This is a genomic window from Hyphomicrobium sp. D-2 (assembly GCF_029872155.1).
Classification (GTDB): Bacteria; Pseudomonadota; Alphaproteobacteria; order Rhizobiales; family Hyphomicrobiaceae; genus Hyphomicrobium_A.
In genome coordinates this window covers 323412-340561 of sequence record NZ_JARXLA010000008.1, presented here as the reverse complement: position 1 = coordinate 340561, position 17150 = coordinate 323412, and the positions used below count along the sequence as shown (strand labels likewise).

The window sequence follows — 17150 nt, the reverse complement described above, 5'->3', positions numbered from 1 at the left end:
GGTGAGGCTTGCGATGCACGCTGATGGTCAGATGCGATCATGTTCAGTGGGCGGGTAGTGCGCCGCGATGCGCCTCATCGAGTGTCGTCGCATTCCGAATGCGGAATGGCTGGGCGCGGACAGCGCAGCGCCGAAAGCGCGTGAGCATTATTGGACTGAAGCGCTAGGTGGTCAGCGCGCTTGCGGGTGCGCCTGCGAGCGAGGCGTACGCCAGCGGCCATTCGCCTTTAGGAATGGCGTCGAACTTAACGGCAAAGCCTGAGTTTTCGGCGCTTTTGCTCGCCATTCCGGAAAATGCTGCGACGCAGCATCACGTCAATTCTGGCGGCTATTTCGGGCTCAGCGGCCCTTCAAACGCCCGCCCATTTCAGGCCAATTCAGGCCCATATGGGAATGGCAAAAGGGGTCTTTTCACCGGCCGTAAGAATGGCCGAAAGGGCCATTGCCGGTTCACCGCGAAATGGGCCCATGTTTCAATGATGGTTAATGCAACTTAATCTGTTTAGGACGGTGCTTGCGGGAACTGCCGCTGCGGGTGCACCCGGCCGATATCCGATCGGCAAAAAAATAAGACCGGAGCAGCGTATGCTGCCACCGGTCTTTGACAGGTGTTGAAGGCTGAGGTCGGCTTGCTGGCCCAACAGCCTTCACCATCGCGCGGTACGAGGGAACTGGCGCGTATTCCTTGTCTGATGCCTTGAATTAGGCAGCAGCAGCGGCCCGACGGGTCTTCTTAGCAGCAGCCGGCTTGCGAGCGGCGGTCTTGCGAGCAGCAGCAGGCTTACGGGCAGCAGCGGTCTTGCGAGCGGCGGCCGGCTTGCGAGCGGTGGTTGCCTTGGCAGCAGCAGGCTTACGGGCAGCAGCCGTCTTGCGGGCGGCGGCAGGCTTACGGGCAGCAGCGGTCTTGCGAGCAGCGGCGGGCTTACGGGCAGCAGCCGTCTTGCGGGCGGCGGCGGGCTTACGAGCAGCAGCCGTCTTGCGAGCGGTGGTGGATGCCTTGCGAGCCGTCGTCTTGCGGGCTGCGGCGGGCTTCTTCGCTGCAGCGGTGCGAGCGGCAGGAGCCTTCTTCACTTTGCGAGTAACTGCTTTCTTGACCATGGGAGTTCTCTCTTTCTGGCGTCGTTGTTTCTATCTCTCTCAGTCCGAATCACTCGAACTAAAAAAATCATGTGCAAGTTCGAACATTTTGTTGACACGAAATTGCAAATTGAAAGCTAACGCATGCGCATTCAATCGCATGTGTTGCGTGAAATCATCATTTTTCTCGTATTTCGAATGTCATGCGCCATTGAGTGAAGACTCTTGTTGCAGTTTTCGTCGTGCAAACGCTTCGCGCTTCGACAACACAATGCGCACTAAATGACGTCGCGCCGACGCAGATCGGTGTTGGTTTTGACGATGCGTGATTGCAGATCGAGTACCGCCATCATGAAGCCGAAGCGATCGTCGACTGCCTCCGCGAGCAGCGAAAAGTAGTTCGGGCTGCGCGGTACAATCTCGCCAACGATCTCGCCGTACTCGAACCGAAGGTCAGCGTCGTAGTGTTTGGCGATGGATCGCATCTTGGCGTTGTCGGCGAGACAGACCAGGCGCAGGTTTCTGACACCGCGGTTGCGGGCGGCGCGGATCACGCGTCCCATCAGTTCGGTGCCGATGCCGTGTTCCTGTAGAGGTTGTTCGACGGAGAATGCGGCTTCGGCATCGAGCCCCCAGACGGAGCCTATCGTCTTGAGTTCAGCTGCGGCCCTCACCTCGTCACCGTGAAAGAGGCCGTAGACGATGTTCCCGACATCGCCGATGTCGTGCGCGTACTTCTCGATGAAGGAGTCCGATACGGCATGGGCGAAGCGCATGTGCCGGCTGGCTGTATCGAGCCGCAGCAGATGATCGCGGAACTTGCGTGCCTCGCTGGGCCACAGTTTACGGATGGTGCCTGGGTTTACTTGGCCGGTTTCCATCACACTACCTCTGCTCTTATGCGTGCAGGTTCTGAAGGTCATAGCGGTTTCGCAAATCCGGTATGCTGCCAGATGACTTGATTTGCGGGCCGCCGACGCTTCTACTGCGCCGCACAAATATGCGATCGATGATGGTGTTTTTCCATTCCTGCCCGTTAGCCGGATCTAGTGGGCCCCCGTGTTATCGATCAAACCGGCTTGGTGACATTCCGCCGCGGCGTACATTTCAGTGCCGTTGGCGGATGCGGAGAATTTGAGACGAATGACCGCTTTTCCGTTGGAGCAGCTGCAGGCAAGGGTTCGCGCAGGCTCACTGGAGGCCGATCCGGCGCAGCTTGCTGTTGCCGGGCTGCTGGACGCGCTTGCGCGCCGTTTGCCGGACTGGAAGCCGGAGCGCCGTGGGCCGTTGGCGTTTCTGGGACGCGGGAAGAAGTCGTCACCGCCGCGCGGGCTCTATGTCCATGGCGAGGTCGGGCGCGGCAAGACGATGCTGATGGACCTGTTCTACAATTCCGTCAGCTTTGCGCCCAAGCGGCGCAGCCACTTCCATGAGTTCATGGCGGACGTGCACGAGCGCATCGCGGAGGCGCGGCGGACGCATCCCGGAGACCCGATGCCGGTGGTTGCAGCCAGCATCGTCAGCGAGGCGCGGCTGCTGTGCTTCGACGAACTGCAGGTCACGGACATCGCCGACGCGATGATCCTGGGCCGTCTGTTCGAGCATATGTTCGCAAGCGGTATCGTCGTCGTCGCTACGTCGAACTCTACGCCTGCAAGCCTCTATGAGAGAGGGTTGAACCGCCAGCTCTTCCTGCCGTTCATTGCTCTGGTCGAAGCGCATATGGATGTCGCGGAGCTGCAATCGGCCCGTGATTACCGGCTGGAGCGGCTTGCGGGATTGCCGCTGTACTTCTGTCCTGCCGACGATCGCGCATCGGCGGAACTGGATGCCCATTGGGATCGGCTGACCGGGCATCAGTGCGGGTGCGCTGAAACGCTCGACGTGAAGGGACGGCAGCTTCGCGTGCCGCAGGCGGCCATGGGCATCGCCCGGTTCTCGTTCCACGACCTGTGCGAGGCGCCGTTGGGCACGGTGGACTATCTTCGGCTGGCGCACACCTATCACACGGTGGTGGTGGATGGCATTCCGAGGCTCGATCGGGACCGGCGCGAGGTTTCCCGACGCTTCATCAATCTGATCGACACGCTGTACGACAATAAGGTGTGCCTGATCGCGTCGGCGGCGGCGGAGCCTGAGGCCCTGTGCGAAGACCCGGCCACCGCCAAGGTTTTTGAGCGGACCGTTTCCCGCCTGATGGAGATGCGGAGCGCCGACTATGTCGCTTCGCGGGGCGTGACGCGGGATGGCGTTGCGATGGGCCAAGCCGAAGGGTGATACGGGCCGGGCCGTCGTCGCTTCGTTCTCGTGCCGGTACTTACGTAAAGGGAGTATTCAGCGGGCGAGCGGCGGCATCAGGCAATGCAAGCCGGATTATGCAGGCCGAAGGTTGATCAGCGGGCTTTGTTGGCTAGTGGTAGCTGCGATGTGGGTGCGATCGGCGTAATGGACCCCGTCTCCGGCGGAGCTACCGCTACCGTGTCGCCAATACCGAATGTCCGGCCATCTTCCGCATCGGGCGCGACCGCAGCTTCGGTTGAGCTGTCGGAATTGGCATAAACTTCGGTTGCCGGCCGCGCACCGTACAGCGTCACCGCGCCTTCAATGTCGCCCGGTTGCAGGCCCTGGTGCCGCTCATCATAGCGATAGGACATGAGCTGGCCGGAAGCGCTGGGATGGTCGAGCCCGATCGCATGGCCGATTTCGTGGGCCATGGTGTAGCGCAGGTCATAAACCTGCAGGCGGCCATCGAAGCCGATCTTCCACGGCTGTTCCGGGTTGAGGCAGATGAGCGAACGGCCGATGACTTTGTTGGTGGCCGGTTGATCTGCCGCGCCTGAGATGGTGGTGGCCGCTACGGATGCGGTTGTCAGGCCGCCATTGTCGGTTGCGCTGGCTTTCAGTGCCACGTTGGTGAAAGCGCGGCCGATGGGGTCGGCCTGCGCGCCGATGAGAATGTTGGCCTCAGCAGGATCGCTGATTTCGCGGAAGGCGAGGTTGGCAACCTTCTCCCACATGCGGAAGGCTTCAGCGGTTTCGTTGCGGAAGTCCTGCTCGGCGATGCCCGAGCGCGTGTAGGCCATGGCAGCGGACTGCATGCGCGCGCAGTTTCGCGCGCCCTCCGAGGTGACGGGCTCGGTGACGAAGGCATAGGTGATCGTTGCACCACTGCCGAGCACCGGCGTGTGCCATCGCACCGACTTCTGCTCCATGTCGAGCAGCCGGAAGCCTAGATATGTCGAGCCGCCTCCGGCAAAAGCGGACGCTGCGACGAGCAGCGCCGTGCCGCCGGACAACGCGCCAATAAATGACGGTCGCAATTCCCCTCCCAATCCAGTGCAACACACTGGCTCAGGTTCCTCCGAAGACCAGGAAAAGCATCCGCCCGCTTGTTGCGGCGCACCCAAAAAGTACTGGGAAGCTTAGCTAATGTCGGGCTTTCCCTGCTCTGAGGCCTAGTCTAAACGTACTCGTGACGGAGTTGTGGCGTCCCGTTGGCACTGCGGGTGTTCGCCACACAAATCAATTTCCTAAGATAAAGAGGGAGCTTGCATCGCATGGCGCGGACTAAGATCGCCTTGATTGGCGGCGGCATGATCGGAGGGACGCTCGCCCACCTGATCTCCTTGAAAGAGATGGGTGATGTCGTGATCTTCGACATTGCGGAGGGAATGCCGCAGGGCAAGGCCCTCGATCTGTGCCAGTCCGGCGCGGTTGAAGGCTCCGATTCCCAGCTCAAGGGCACCAATGCCTACGCCGATATCGAGGGTGCTGACGTCTGCATCGTGACCGCCGGTGTGCCGCGCAAGCCCGGCATGAGCCGCGACGACTTGATCGGCATCAATATCAAGGTGATGGAGCAGGTTGGCGCGGGCATCAAGAAGTACGCCCCCAACGCATTCGTCGTCGTCATCACCAATCCGCTCGATGCCATGGTGTGGGCGCTGCAAAAGGCTTCGGGCCTGCCGCGCAACATGGTTGTCGGCATGGCTGGCGTTCTGGATTCGTCTCGTTTCCGTCACTTCCTGGCGACAGAGCTCGGCGTTTCGGTTGAAGACGTTTCGGCGTTTGTGCTGGGCGGTCACGGCGACGAGATGGTGCCGCTGGTGCGCTATTCGACGGTTGCGGGCATTCCGCTGCCGGACGTTGTCCGCATGGGCTGGATGCGTCAGGAGCGTCTGGATGAGATCGTCGATCGCACCCGCAAGGGCGGTGGCGAGATTGTCGCTCTGCTGAAGACCGGCTCCGCCTACTATGCTCCGGCAGCTTCAGCGCTGGAAATGGTCGACAGTTACCTCAAGGACAAAAAGCGCATCCTGCCCTGTGCCGCATACCTTAATGGCGAATACGGTGTTAAGGGGCTGTATGTCGGCGTGCCGGTGATCCTCGGAGCAGGCGGCGCAGAGCGTATTGTTGAGATCGATCTCAACGCCGCTGAGCGCGCCATGTTCATCAAATCGGTGGAATCGGTGAAGGGCCTCGTCGACGCCTGCACCCAGATTGCTCCGCAACTCGGGGCCTAAGCTCCAAGCAGGCTTTATTATTCTAACGCGACGCAGGACTATCGAATGAACATTCATGAGCATCAGGCCAAAGAACTGCTGGAGCAGTTTGGCATTCCGGCACCCAAAGGCTTCGCTGCCTTCAACGTGAAAGAGGCAGGCGAGGCAGTGCAGCGCCTTCCCGGTCCGGTTTACGTCATCAAGGCACAGATCCACGCCGGTGGACGCGGCAAAGGCCGCTTCAAGGAAGCTTCGGCTGGCGAAAAGGGCGGTGTACGCATCGCCAAGTCGCGTGAGGAAATCGAGCAGGCCGCCGAGCAGATGCTGGGCGCCACGCTGGTGACCGAGCAGACCGGCGCTGACGGCCGCGTCGTCAACCGCGTTTACGTGACGGAAGGCGTTGAAATCGACCGCGAGCTTTATCTCTCGGCGCTGGTTGATCGCGCCACCTCGCGCATCGCGTTCATCGCCAGCTCCGCCGGCGGCATGGACATCGAGCAGGTCGCGCACGATACGCCCGAGAAGATCATCTCGGTGTCGATCGATCCGGCCAGCGGCTATCAGCCATTCCACGGCCGCCGCATCGCCTTCGCGCTTGGCCTTGAAGGCAAGCAGGTTGGCCAGTGCGTGAAGCTGATCGGCGATCTCTACAAGCTTGTGCTCGCCAAGGACATGAGCATGCTGGAGATCAACCCGCTGATCGTCACCAAGGGTGGCGAGCTTTCATGCCTCGACGCCAAGTTCAGCTTCGATTCCAACGCGCTCTACCGTCATCCTGACGTTCTGGAAATGCGCGACCTGGCGGAAGAAGATCCGGCCGAGGTCGAGGCTTCGAAGTATGACCTCTCCTACGTGAAGCTCGACGGCTCGATCGGCTGCATGGTCAATGGTGCCGGTCTCGCCATGGCGACGATGGACATCATCAAGCTGTGCGGCGAGGAGCCCGCTAACTTCCTCGACGTCGGTGGCGGCGCCTCCAAGGAAAAGGTGCAGGCCGCATTCAAGATCATCCTTTCGGACCCGTCCGTGAAGGGCATCCTGGTCAACATCTTCGGCGGCATCATGCGCTGCGATATCATCGCGGAAGGCGTCGTTGCGGCTGCCCGCGAGATGGAGATCACCGTGCCGCTCGTTGTGCGCCTTGAGGGCACCAACGTTGAGCTGGGCAAGAAGATCCTGGCCGAGAGCGGCCTCAAGATCACCCCTGCTGACAACCTGGGCGACGCTGCGGAGAAGATCACCGCTGCGGTCAAGGAAGCCTCTTGAAATCGAACGGTTGAGCCGTGGCGCGGGTCATCCGCGCCTCAGTTCGATTGAGCAAATCGCCCAGATAAGTCTGTCTCAAAGCAGAGAGAATATGGGCCTTAAACAGGGCGGCAGAGCGCAGTAGAGCTCGGTCGCAACAGGCGACGACGACATGGCAATTCTTGTAGACAAAAACACCAAAGTCATCTGTCAGGGCATCACCGGTGCCCAGGGCACGTTCCACACCAAGCAGGCGAAAGCCTACGGCACGCAGATCGTTGGCGGCGTAACGCCCGGTAAGGGCGGCACGCAGCATCCCGACGCAGAGCTGGCCGATGTGCCGATGTTCAACTCGGCGGCCGAGGCACGCGCGGTCACCGGCGCCGACGCGACATCTATATATGTGCCGCCGCCGTTCGCGGCCGACGCCATCCTTGAAGCCATTGATGCCGGCTTCCCGTTCATCGTCGCCATCACCGAGGGTATTCCGGTGCTGGACATGGTGAAGGTGAAGCGCGCGCTGACGGGTTCGGGCTCGCGCCTGCTGGGTCCGAACTGCCCCGGCATCCTGACGCCGAACCAGTGCAAGATCGGCATCATGCCGGGCAACATCTTCAAGCCTGGCCGCGTTGGCATCGTGTCGCGTTCCGGCACGCTGACCTATGAGGCGGTGAAGCAGACGTCCGACGTTGATCTCGGCCAGTCCACGGCTGTTGGCATCGGCGGCGATCCGGTGAAGGGCCTTGAGTTTATCGAGGTGCTGGAGCTGTTCCTCGGCGATCCCGATACGGACTCGATCATCATGATCGGCGAGATCGGTGGCTCGGCTGAAGAAGAAGCCGCTGAGTTCATCAAGTCGGAAGCCAAGAAGGGCCGTTCCAAGCCGATGGCTGGCTTCATCGCCGGTTCGACCGCACCTCCGGGACGCCGCATGGGCCACGCTGGCGCCATCATCTCGGGTGGCAAGGGCAAGGCTGAAGACAAGTTCGAAGCAATGCGCTCGGCAGGCATAGCGATTGCGCCGAGTCCATCCGCCCTTGGTACGACGCTTCTTGGCGCGATCAAAGGTTGATCGAGCTGGAAAGCCTCTAGAATTGGCGTATGCTGCACTGCATATAATTTGTCAGTGCAGCCGGCGCCAATAACCTTGAATTTGGCATTGCGCGCCAACCTATGCTGCATCGACAGTTGTTGAGAGCAGCAAATGGCGCGCAATCCACTCAATGAAGCTTTTCTGCGGACATCCTTCCTCGGCGGCGCAAACGCGGCCTATGTGGAGGAGATGCAGGCCGAGTACGAGCGTAATCCCGGCTCGGTAAGTGATGAGTGGCGGCACTTTTTCGACAGCCTCAAGGAAGAGCACGCCGGCGCCCGCGAGGCCGAGCGTGGTCCGTCGTGGGGGCTGCCAGCGCCGGAGCTGCTGGAAAACGGCAGCGATGAACTCGTCAGTGCGTTAGCCGGCGAGTACGAGGCGACCGAACGCTCCATCCGCAACGGTATTCAGGCCAAGGCCCATCAGATGGGCTTTGAGATGTCTCCGGCAGCTTCGTTGCGGGCGACGCAGGATTCCATCCGCGCCCTGCAGCTGATCCGCGCTTACCGCGTGATGGGCCATCTGGCCGCCGACCTCGATCCGCTGGGGCTTGCCGACCGCAAGGTGCATCGCGACCTCAAGCCGGAAACCTACGGCTTCACAGACGCCGATCTCGACCGGCCGATCTTCATCGATCGCGTGCTTGGCCTTGAGACGGCAACGATGCGCCAGATCCTGCGCATTCTGCGCCGCACCTACTGCCGGCACATCGGCGTGCAGTACATGCACATCACCAGCCCGACACAGCGGGCGTGGATCCAGAACCGTATCGAGGGCGATGAGAAGGACATCCGCTTCACGCCGGAGGGCAAGCGGGCCATCCTCAACAAGCTGATCGAGGCCGAGACCTTCGAGAAATTCTGCGAGGTGAAATACACCGGCACCAAGCGCTTTGGCATCGACGGCGGCGAGGCGATAGCGCCCGCGCTGGAGCAGATCATCAAACGCGGCGGCCAGCTCGGGGTGAAGGAAATCATCATCGGCATGGCCCATCGCGGCCGGCTGAATGTGCTTGGCAACGTGATGGGCAAGCCGCACCGCGCCATTTTCCATGAGTTCAAGGGCGGTTCGTTCAAGCCGGACGATGTGGAAGGCTCGGGCGACGTGAAATACCATCTCGGCGCCTCGTCGGATCGCTCGTTCGACGGCAACGACGTGCATCTTTCGCTTACCGCCAACCCCTCGCACCTTGAGATCGTCGATCCGGTGGTGCTGGGCAAGGTGCGCGCCAAGCAGGATCAGCGCGGCTGCAAGACCGGCGAACGCACGCCGGTGATGCCGTTGCTCATCCATGGTGACGCGGCGTTCGCCGGGCAGGGCGTTGTGGCTGAGTGCTTCGGACTATCCGGGCTGAAGGGCCATCGCACCGGCGGCTCGATCCATTTCATCATCAACAATCAGATCGGTTTCACCACCAATCCGCGCCATTCGCGGTCGTCGCCCTATTGCTCGGACGTGGCGAAGATCATCGAAGCGCCGATCTTTCACGTGAACGGTGATGATCCTGAAGCGGTGGTGCACGTCGCCAAGATCGCGACCGAGTTCCGGCAGAAGTTCCAGAAGCCGGTTGTCATCGACATGTTCTGCTATCGGCGCTACGGCCACAACGAGGCCGACGAGCCGATGTTCACGCAGCCGTTGATGTACAAGGCGATCAAGGGACATCCGACCGTCACGGAAATCTACGCCAAGAAGCTGGACGAGGAAGGCGTTGTTCCGCGCGAGGAAAGCCAGCAGATGCAGGCTGCATTCCGCGCGCATCTGGAGGAAGAGTTCGCAACCGCTGACGGCTTTCTGCCGAACAAGGCAGACTGGCTGGATGGTCGCTGGTCGGGCATGGGCGTTGCGGGTGACGATGAGCGGCGCGGTGAAACCGGCGTTGATCTGGAGCGTCTGCGCATCATCGGCCGACGCATCACCTCGATCCCGCCCGATTTCAACGCCCACAAGGTGGTGCGCCGTCTGCTGGATCGGCGCCGCGAGATGGTCGACAGCGGCACCGGCATCGATTGGGCGATGGCGGAGCACCTGGCATTCGGTTCGTTGCTGAATGAGGGCTTCCCGGTGCGCCTTTCGGGGCAGGATTCAGAGCGCGGCACGTTCTCGCAACGCCATTCGGTGCTGATCGATCAGGACACCGAGCGCCGCTGGACGCCGCTGAAGCATGTGGCGAACGATCAGGCCAGGTTTGAAGTCATCAACTCGATGCTTTCCGAAGAAGCGGTGCTTGGCTTCGAGTACGGCTATTCGCTGGCCGAGCCGAACGCGCTGGTGATGTGGGAAGCGCAGTTCGGCGACTTCGCCAACGGCGCGCAGGTGGTGTTCGATCAGTTCATATCGTCGGCCGAGCGCAAGTGGCTGCGTATGTCCGGCCTCGTGTCTCTGCTGCCGCATGGCTATGAAGGTCAGGGCCCGGAGCATTCTTCCGCGCGGCTGGAGCGCTATCTGCAACTTTGCGCCGAAGACAACTGGCAGGTGGCTAACGTCACGACGCCTGCAAACTACTTCCATATTCTGCGCCGGCAGATGAAGCGCAAGTTCCGCAAGCCGCTGATCCTGATGACGCCGAAATCGCTGCTGCGCCACAAGCGCGTGGTGTCGAACCTCGACGAGATGGGGCCGGGCACGAGCTTCCATCGTCTGCTGTGGGACGACGCGCAGCGCGCGCATGATGCGAAGATCAAGCTGGTGCCGGACAACAAGATCCGGCGCGTGGTGATGAGCACGGGCAAAGTCTATTACGACCTTTACGATGCGCGTGAGGCGCAGGGCATAGATGATGTCTATCTGCTGCGGGTGGAGCAGCTTTATCCGTTCCCGGCGCGCGCACTGATGAATGAGCTTGGCCGCTTCCCGAACGCGGAGTTTGTGTGGTGCCAGGAAGAGCCGCGCAACATGGGCGCGTGGAGCTTCATCGAGCCGAACATCGAATGGGTGCTGGAGCGGATCGAGGCGCAGCATCGTCGCCCGAGCTATGCGGGGCGTCCAGCGTCGGCATCGACGGCGACGGGACAGCTTTCCAAGCACCTCAACGAACAGAAGACACTGGTGCAGGCGGCATTGACGGGCGGCGCAAGCTGAGCGTCCGTTATTCTAATGATGGATCGCGTCTAGCCTGCCGATGCGTTTATTCTGAGCAAAGAAATCACATCGGGCGCGGCGCCCGGAATTAAGCGAGAGGGACGATGGCAACGGAAATTCGGGTTCCGGCTCTGGGCGAGAGCGTAACCGAGGCTATCGTCGGCAAGTGGTTCAAGAAGCCGGGCGACGCGGTGAAAGTTGATGAGCCGCTGGTTGAGCTTGAGACCGACAAGGTAACGGTTGAGGTGCCAGCGCCGACGGCCGGTGTGCTGGGCGATCACGCCGCGAAGGAAGGCGAGACCGTTGCGGTTGGTGCGCTGCTCGGCCTGATCGGCGAAGGCGCGGGCGCGTCGGCCGCCGAAACAAAGAGCGAGCCCAAGAAAGAGAAAAAGGACAAGCCTGCTCCGGCTGCAGCGGCGTCAAATGGTGGCGCTGAGCCCCGCAGGTCATCCGAGGGTGCGGTGCCGCCAAGCCCCGCGGCACGCAAGCATCTGGCTGAAGCTGGTATCGACACTGCTGACGTCGCGGGCAGCGGCAAGCGCGGACAGGTGCTGAAGGAAGACGCGGTGAAGGCTGCATCCGCGGCCGCCGAGGTGCCTGCCGCTACTTCATCGGCCGCCGCCGCCCCCGCGCTTCAATCCAGCCCCGGACTGGCGCCCTCGCGTGCATTTGCGCCGATGCCGGTGCCAGCGCAGAACCTGCGTATTCCATCTACGCCCAACGATGCGGCGCGCGAGGAACGCGTGCGGATGACGCGTCTGCGCCAGACCATCGCGCAGCGGCTCAAGGATGCGCAGAACACCGCAGCAATGCTCACGACATTCAACGATGTCGATATGGGCGCGGTAATGGAGCTGCGCGCGCGCTACAAGGATCTGTTCGAGAAGCGCCACGGTGTGAAGCTGGGCTTCATGGGCTTCTTCGTGAAGGCGTGTTTGCAGGCGCTGAAGGAAATTCCGGCCGTCAACGCCGAAATCGACGGCGATGAGATCATCTACAAAAACTATTATCACATCGGCGTTGCGGTCGGCACCGACCGCGGGCTTGTGGTGCCGGTGGTGCGTGAAGCAGATCGCATGAGCTTCGCTGAGATCGAGGCGCAGATTTCCGATTTCGGCAAGCGCGCCCGCGACGGCAAGCTCTCCATCGATGAGATGCAGGGCGGCACTTTCACCATCACCAACGGCGGCGTTTATGGCTCGATGATGTCGACGCCGATCCTCAACGCGCCGCAGTCGGGCATCCTTGGAATGCACCGCATCGAGGAGCGCGCGGTGGTGCGCGATGGCCAGATTGTGGCGCGGCCGATGATGTATCTGGCGCTAAGCTACGATCACCGCATTGTTGACGGCAAAGAGGCCGTGGCTTTCCTTGTTCGTGTCAAAGAGTGCCTGGAAGATCCGCAGCGTTTTCTGTTGGAGCTTTAGAAGCTATTTCGGCAACGGAACGGCTTTGGAGTCGTGGGAGCTCCCGGCATGGCGGAGGAAGGCACGATTTCTTCGATTGAAGTTTATCTCACGGTGGCAAATGCCAGCGCGGCGCTGGCGTTTTACGAGAAGGCCTTCGGTGCCAACGTCACCTACAGGGAAATGGCCGAAGATGGCGCGCGTGTGCAGCACGCTGCGTTGTCGGTGTTCGGCGGCCACTTCATGCTGTCCGATCATTTTCCCGAGTTCATCTCGGATGTTGCGCCCGGCGCTGCTGAAGCGAGGGGCTGCGTGACGGTGCAGGTCAATCTTTCATCACCGCTGGAAGTCGATGGCGCGGTCGCGCGTGCTGTTGCTGCCGGTGCTGTCGTTACGGCGCCGCCAGCCGACACCTTCTGGGTGATGCGCTATGCCCGGGTGCGCGACCCATTCGGACACGTATGGGCTTTCAGCGCGCCGCTATCGCTTGGTTCTTGAACGGAGAAGTGCCGTGGCAACCTATGATCTGATCGTCATCGGAGCAGGGCCGGGCGGCTACGTGTGCGCCATTCGCGCCAGCCAGCTTGGAATGAAAGTGGCCATTGTTGAGAAGCGCCCTCGCTTCGGCGGCACGTGTCTCAATGTCGGCTGCATTCCATCGAAGGCGCTGCTGCATGCTTCGGAGCTCTACGATGAAGCCGGACACGCCTTTGCGGACATGGGCATCGAGGTGAAGCCGAAGCTGAATCTGCCGCAGATGCTGGCGTTCAAGGACGACGCGGTGAAGGGCAACACCGAAGGCGTCGCCTATCTGATGCGCAAGAACAAGATCGATCACTTCCACGGCACGGGACGCATTCTCGGCCCCGGCCGGGTCGAGGTGACGTTCATCAACGGTGAGCAGCAGGAAGTTGACGCGACGTCGATTGTCATCGCTACCGGTTCGGATGTCGCGCAGCTGCCCGGCATCGAGATCGACGAGAAAGCCATCGTGTCATCCACCGGCGCGCTGTCGCTGGAAAAGGTACCGAAGCGCATGGTGGTGATCGGCGCCGGCGTGATCGGGCTGGAGCTTGGCTCGGTTTGGCGGCGGCTCGGCTCGGAAGTGACGGTGGTTGAATATCTGGATCGCATCCTGCCGGGGAACGATCTGGAGGTGGCAAAGCAGCTCCAGCGTCTTCTGGAAAAGCAGGGCATGGCGTTCAAGCTGGGCCACAAGGTGACCGGCGTGAAGAAGAACGGCGCGGCGCAGGCTGTGAGCATAGAGCCCGCTGCGGGCGGCGATGTCGACACGCTGGCGGCCGATGTCGTGCTGGTGGCGATCGGGCGCGTGCCATACACGCGTGGGCTGGGCCTGAGTGAGGCGGGCGTGCAGCTGGATAAGCGCGGCCGTGTCGAGGTGGATGCGCATTATCAATCGAATGTGCCCGGCATCTACGCGATTGGCGACGTCATCAAGGGGCCAATGCTGGCGCACAAGGCCGAGGACGAAGGTGTCGCGCTGGCGGAACTACTCGCCGGTCAGGCAGGCCACGTGAACTACGGCATCATCCCGGCCGTGGTGTACACCTCACCGGAGGTGGCGAGCGTCGGCAAGTCCGAAGAGGAGCTGCAAGCCAAGGGCGTCGCATACAACGTTGGCAAGTTCCCGTTCACCGCCAACGGTCGCGCGAAGGCTAACAAGCAGACCGACGGTTTCGTGAAGGTGTTGGCGGACGCGGCAACGGATCGGGTGCTGGGTGTGCACATGGTGGGGGCCAACGCGTCGGAGATCATTGCTGAAGCTGCGGTGCTGATGGAGTTCGGCGGCTCGGCTGAGGATCTGGCACGCACCTGCCATGCGCATCCGACGCTGACGGAAGCTGTGAAGGAAGCAGCGCTGGCGGTGGAAAAGCGCGCTATTCACATGTGATCATCCATTTTTGTTCTAGATATGTTCCTTGTATGTGCTAGGCTGTTATCCGTAATCTGAGTGTTACGGGGGTTTTATGGGACTGCAAGGCTTTGCTCCGCAAAAGAATGTTGAGCGCATTCCGGCTGTGTACTGGTCGGGAGTAAGCGGGGCCCTTCATTTGCACTGGGCGTTTTCTTGTCGGGCGCTGCCGACTTTCGCGGCAGGCCACTTCAATTATGTGTTCGTCCGCAGGATGCCGGATGGAGAGCGCACGCCGCTTTTTATCGGCGAAACGGCAAATTTCGTCGAGCGGATGCAGGATCACGAGCAGTGGCGAAACGCGATCTGCCTGGGCATGAATGAGGTGCACGTCAATCTGTCGGCCGACAGTTATTGGGGCCGACGATTGATTGAGGGCGATCTGCTGCAGACGCACAGACCGCCCTTGAACCGAGGCTGATCTGCTAACTGTGCGCTGCGCAGCAGTCAGACGCCATTGAAGCCCGGTCGAGGAGTCGTTCGCGATTACGCGTCCCCTAACCGGGGACTTGCGGCCCGGGTGTGGTGGGGCGCCGAAGTCGAGCGCGAAGCAGCGCCAGCGAATGGGTACAGGGCTGCTTTGAGCTACTCGACCTTGGTGACGGTGTAGCCATTGCGGCGCAGGATCTCGATGAAGCCGTCGTCACCGGGAAGGTGCAATGCGCCGACGGCAACGAACAGCCCGCCCTTGTCCAGCAGCGGTTCGGCGACTGCGTGCATCTTCTGGTTCCGCTCGACGATGAGCTTCTGCTGGAAGCCAGCAAACGCATCGTCACCGATGCCGGCTTCGCGCGCCATCGCGATCTGGAACGGCAGGGCGGCTGCAATCTTGCGCTTGAGATAAAGCTGCACCAGCGTTTCCATCATGTCGTCGGTGCGGTCGGCGAATTTCAGGCTGGCGCGCAGCATGTCGATCTGCTGCTGCTCCGGCACCGATGCCAGCGATTCAATCTGGGCCGGGATCGTTTCCAGCCCCACCACGTCGAGACCGGCCTTCTTGCCAATTTCGGCGATTCTCATGTCGAGCACGCGCTCGCCCTTCTGAACCTTTTCGCGTTCACAGTCGGAAACCGAAAGGATCATGGTCACGATCCACGGCTTGAACATCGCCGCGAGATCACCGGGCAGGCCGGTCCGGCCCATGACTGACTTCACCGTTTCGTATTCTTCTGGCGAGATGAGGCCGTCGAGACGGCGACCGTCAGTATACATCACCAGCGGCGCGGACTGTGCGATCACCGATGCGATTGCTGTCTCGGAAAGATCGGACACCTCAAGCGCGACTTGGCTGGAGGATTTGATCGCCTTCATCACTTCTGGCGAAAGGTCGTTCACGCGCTTGTCGGTCAGGTGCACGGTGCCGAAAAGGTATGAGGCGGGACGACCTTCCTTCTCAACTTTCCAAAGCAGGCCATCGGCGTTCTTGATGTTGGCGGCCTGCGACATGACCCGCTGATAGAGCGTAGGGTTTTGCGTCGCTGCTTCAGCAAGCATATCGGTGCCGGCACACTGACCGGGAGCGGCAGCGGCTTTTTTCTCAGCGGCGCTGGCGAAGGTCAGCATGGCCGAGGTGGCCATCATGGCGATAGAAGTTAATAGACGGGCGCGCATGGGGTTTCCCAGATACTGCAAACGATTGGCGGGTCTTAGCCCCCGCCCTCGCATGGCGAGCCGCAGAATAAAAGAGGCAACAATAGGTCGTCATATCTGTTGGTTAGCGCTGCGGCCCCAAAAATCGGGCTTTAGGCGCGCGGATGTGCGACATCGTAGACCGCAAGCAGGCGTTCCCGGTCGACTTCGGTATATGCCTGCGTCGTCGACAATGACGCATGCCCCAGCAACTCCTGGATCTGCCGCAGATCGCCGCCCGCTGAGAGCAGATGCGTGGCAAACGAATGCCGTAGCGCGTGGGGTGTGGCCGTGGCGGGAAGATCCATTGTCTCGCGCATCCGCTGCATGGCGAGTTGAATGATGCGCGGTGAAAGCGGGCCGCCTTTCGCACCGCGGAACATCGGTTCGTCAGCCGCCAGCGGATAAGGGCAAAGCGCAACGTAACGCGCAATCGCCTCGCGGATCGCTGGCAAAACCGGCACCAGCCGCTCCTTGCTGCCCTTGCCGACGATGCGGATGACTTCGCGCTCGGGCGTTGGCGCATCCCGCGGCGTCAAACCCAGTGCTTCTGAAATGCGCAATCCGCACCCATACAACATGAGCAGCACCGCAGCATCGCGTGCGATCACCCAGTCGAGTTCGGCGGCCGCATCAGCCTGCACCACTTCGGCAGCCTTCGTCACGGTGAGCGGCTTGGGCACCGAATGCGGCACCTTCGGCATTGCGAGCTGAAGGATGGCGCGATTTTGCAGCAGCTTGCGAGCTTCCATCCAGCGGAAAAGCTGTCGAAGCGCGGACAGCGAACGTGCAAGAGAGCGGCTCACCGTGCCGTTGCGTCGGCGCGCGGCAAGGAAGCCGCGAAACACCTTCAGATCCAGATGCTGCAGATCGGCAAGGCAGGGCGGATGCCCAAGTCGATGCGCCAGAAAGTTCAGAAACTGGCGCACATCGCGTGCGTAAGCTTCGATTGTTTTGTCCGAGGCATCGCGGCCATGACGCAGATGTGTCAGCCAGTCGGCAACGGCGCGCTCAAGGTCGGCACCGAGCGGCAGTTGCGGCGCGCTAGCTGCAATAGCTTCAGCGCTGATATCGGGTGGTGACGTCATCGATATGTGATCGCTCGCTGCGGCCGACCGAGCCGCGTGATTTTCCACGCGGTGAAAACTATCAGATTCGGACCGCAAACGACTGCCTGCGGTCCG

The 17150-nt window shown here is 61.4% G+C and carries 14 protein-coding genes and 1 pseudogene; 9 read left to right on the top strand and 6 right to left on the bottom strand.

The features are described 5' to 3' along the window. Positions 1-163: 163 nt before the first annotated feature. The 3 genes from QEZ49_RS14020 to QEZ49_RS14010 all read right to left on the bottom strand — a co-directional run bounded on the left by QEZ49_RS14020 (position 164) and on the right by QEZ49_RS14010 (position 1958). Positions 164-286: a hypothetical protein gene (locus tag QEZ49_RS14020; protein WP_280387817.1), complete on the bottom strand. Its 123-nt coding sequence runs from the start codon at positions 284-286 to the stop codon at positions 164-166. Between the two features lie 416 nt (positions 287-702). Then, entirely contained in the window at positions 703-1098 is a 396-nt protein-coding gene (locus QEZ49_RS14015; protein ID WP_280387815.1) for a hypothetical protein, read from the bottom strand. A 257-nt stretch (positions 1099-1355) separates the two neighbouring features. Further along, positions 1356-1958, bottom strand: a complete 603-nt coding sequence (locus QEZ49_RS14010; protein ID WP_280388564.1) for a GNAT family N-acetyltransferase — start codon at positions 1956-1958, stop codon at positions 1356-1358. A gap of 262 nt (positions 1959-2220) precedes the next feature. Here QEZ49_RS14010 and zapE point away from each other — a divergent pair, with 262 nt between their 5' ends. Next, positions 2221-3354, top strand: a complete 1134-nt coding sequence (zapE, locus tag QEZ49_RS14005; RefSeq protein ID WP_280387813.1) for a cell division protein ZapE — start codon at positions 2221-2223, stop codon at positions 3352-3354. Between the two features lie 116 nt (positions 3355-3470). Here zapE and QEZ49_RS14000 read toward each other — a convergent pair whose 3' ends face one another. Beyond that, positions 3471-4397 carry a matrixin family metalloprotease gene (locus QEZ49_RS14000; RefSeq protein ID WP_280387811.1) on the bottom strand — a complete coding sequence of 309 codons (927 nt, stop codon included), beginning with the start codon at positions 4395-4397 and terminating at the stop codon, positions 3471-3473. A gap of 237 nt (positions 4398-4634) precedes the next feature. On the opposite strand from QEZ49_RS14000, the gene mdh reads away from it, so the two are divergent. The 8 genes and pseudogenes from mdh to QEZ49_RS13960 all read left to right on the top strand — a co-directional run bounded on the left by mdh (position 4635) and on the right by QEZ49_RS13960 (position 14758). Further along, positions 4635-5600 (top strand): malate dehydrogenase, encoded by a 966-nt coding sequence (gene mdh / locus QEZ49_RS13995; protein ID WP_068459717.1) that lies wholly within the window; start codon positions 4635-4637, stop codon positions 5598-5600. 39 nt (positions 5601-5639) lie between these two features. Next, positions 5640-6845, top strand: a pseudogene (sucC, locus tag QEZ49_RS13990) (ADP-forming succinate--CoA ligase subunit beta); the annotation flags it as partial. Between the two features lie 151 nt (positions 6846-6996). Beyond that, positions 6997-7896 carry a succinate--CoA ligase subunit alpha gene (gene sucD, locus QEZ49_RS13985; protein ID WP_280387808.1) on the top strand — a complete coding sequence of 300 codons (900 nt, stop codon included), beginning with the start codon at positions 6997-6999 and terminating at the stop codon, positions 7894-7896. 132 nt (positions 7897-8028) lie between these two features. Then, a complete protein-coding gene (locus QEZ49_RS13980) occupies positions 8029-10998 on the top strand; it encodes a 2-oxoglutarate dehydrogenase E1 component (RefSeq protein WP_280387806.1) in 2970 nt (989 codons plus the stop codon). Between the two features lie 104 nt (positions 10999-11102). Then, positions 11103-12425, top strand: coding sequence for a 2-oxoglutarate dehydrogenase complex dihydrolipoyllysine-residue succinyltransferase (gene odhB, locus QEZ49_RS13975; RefSeq protein WP_280387804.1), 1323 nt, complete (start codon positions 11103-11105; stop codon positions 12423-12425). A 48-nt stretch (positions 12426-12473) separates the two neighbouring features. Next, positions 12474-12902 (top strand): VOC family protein, encoded by a 429-nt coding sequence (locus QEZ49_RS13970; RefSeq protein ID WP_280387803.1) that lies wholly within the window; start codon positions 12474-12476, stop codon positions 12900-12902. Positions 12903-12915: 13 nt separating this feature from the next. Next, complete coding sequence (gene lpdA, locus QEZ49_RS13965; protein WP_280387801.1) at positions 12916-14316, top strand: dihydrolipoyl dehydrogenase; 1401 nt, start codon at positions 12916-12918, stop codon at positions 14314-14316. A 76-nt stretch (positions 14317-14392) separates the two neighbouring features. Beyond that, a complete protein-coding gene (locus tag QEZ49_RS13960) occupies positions 14393-14758 on the top strand; it encodes a hypothetical protein (protein ID WP_280387799.1) in 366 nt (121 codons plus the stop codon). Between the two features lie 164 nt (positions 14759-14922). On the opposite strand, the gene QEZ49_RS13955 is transcribed toward QEZ49_RS13960, so the two are convergent. Both QEZ49_RS13955 and QEZ49_RS13950 read right to left on the bottom strand, forming a co-directional pair. After that, entirely contained in the window at positions 14923-15948 is a 1026-nt protein-coding gene (locus QEZ49_RS13955) for a TraB/GumN family protein (RefSeq protein WP_280387798.1), read from the bottom strand. A 131-nt stretch (positions 15949-16079) separates the two neighbouring features. Next, on the bottom strand, positions 16080-17021 hold the full coding sequence (locus QEZ49_RS13950; RefSeq protein WP_280388563.1) for a tyrosine recombinase XerC: 942 nt from the start codon (positions 17019-17021) through the stop codon (positions 16080-16082). Between the last annotated feature and the right edge of the window lie 129 nt (positions 17022-17150).

Bases quoted from the DNA above. Each gene is read 5' to 3' on its own strand.
- QEZ49_RS14020 (WP_280387817.1), bottom strand. From the start codon at position 286: ATGGCGAGCAAAAGCGCCGAAAACTCAGGCTTTGCCGTTAAGTTCGAC.
- QEZ49_RS14015 (WP_280387815.1), bottom strand. From the start codon at position 1,098: ATGGTCAAGAAAGCAGTTACTCGCAAAGTGAAGAAGGCTCCTGCCGCT.
- QEZ49_RS14010 (WP_280388564.1), bottom strand. From the start codon at position 1,958: ATGGAAACCGGCCAAGTAAACCCAGGCACCATCCGTAAACTGTGGCCC.
- zapE (WP_280387813.1), top strand. From the start codon at position 2,221: ATGACCGCTTTTCCGTTGGAGCAGCTGCAGGCAAGGGTTCGCGCAGGC.
- mdh (WP_068459717.1), top strand. From the start codon at position 4,635: ATGGCGCGGACTAAGATCGCCTTGATTGGCGGCGGCATGATCGGAGGG.
- sucD (WP_280387808.1), top strand. From the start codon at position 6,997: ATGGCAATTCTTGTAGACAAAAACACCAAAGTCATCTGTCAGGGCATC.
- QEZ49_RS13980 (WP_280387806.1), top strand. From the start codon at position 8,029: ATGGCGCGCAATCCACTCAATGAAGCTTTTCTGCGGACATCCTTCCTC.
- odhB (WP_280387804.1), top strand. From the start codon at position 11,103: ATGGCAACGGAAATTCGGGTTCCGGCTCTGGGCGAGAGCGTAACCGAG.
- QEZ49_RS13970 (WP_280387803.1), top strand. From the start codon at position 12,474: ATGGCGGAGGAAGGCACGATTTCTTCGATTGAAGTTTATCTCACGGTG.
- QEZ49_RS13960 (WP_280387799.1), top strand. From the start codon at position 14,393: ATGGGACTGCAAGGCTTTGCTCCGCAAAAGAATGTTGAGCGCATTCCG.
- QEZ49_RS13955 (WP_280387798.1), bottom strand. From the start codon at position 15,948: ATGCGCGCCCGTCTATTAACTTCTATCGCCATGATGGCCACCTCGGCC.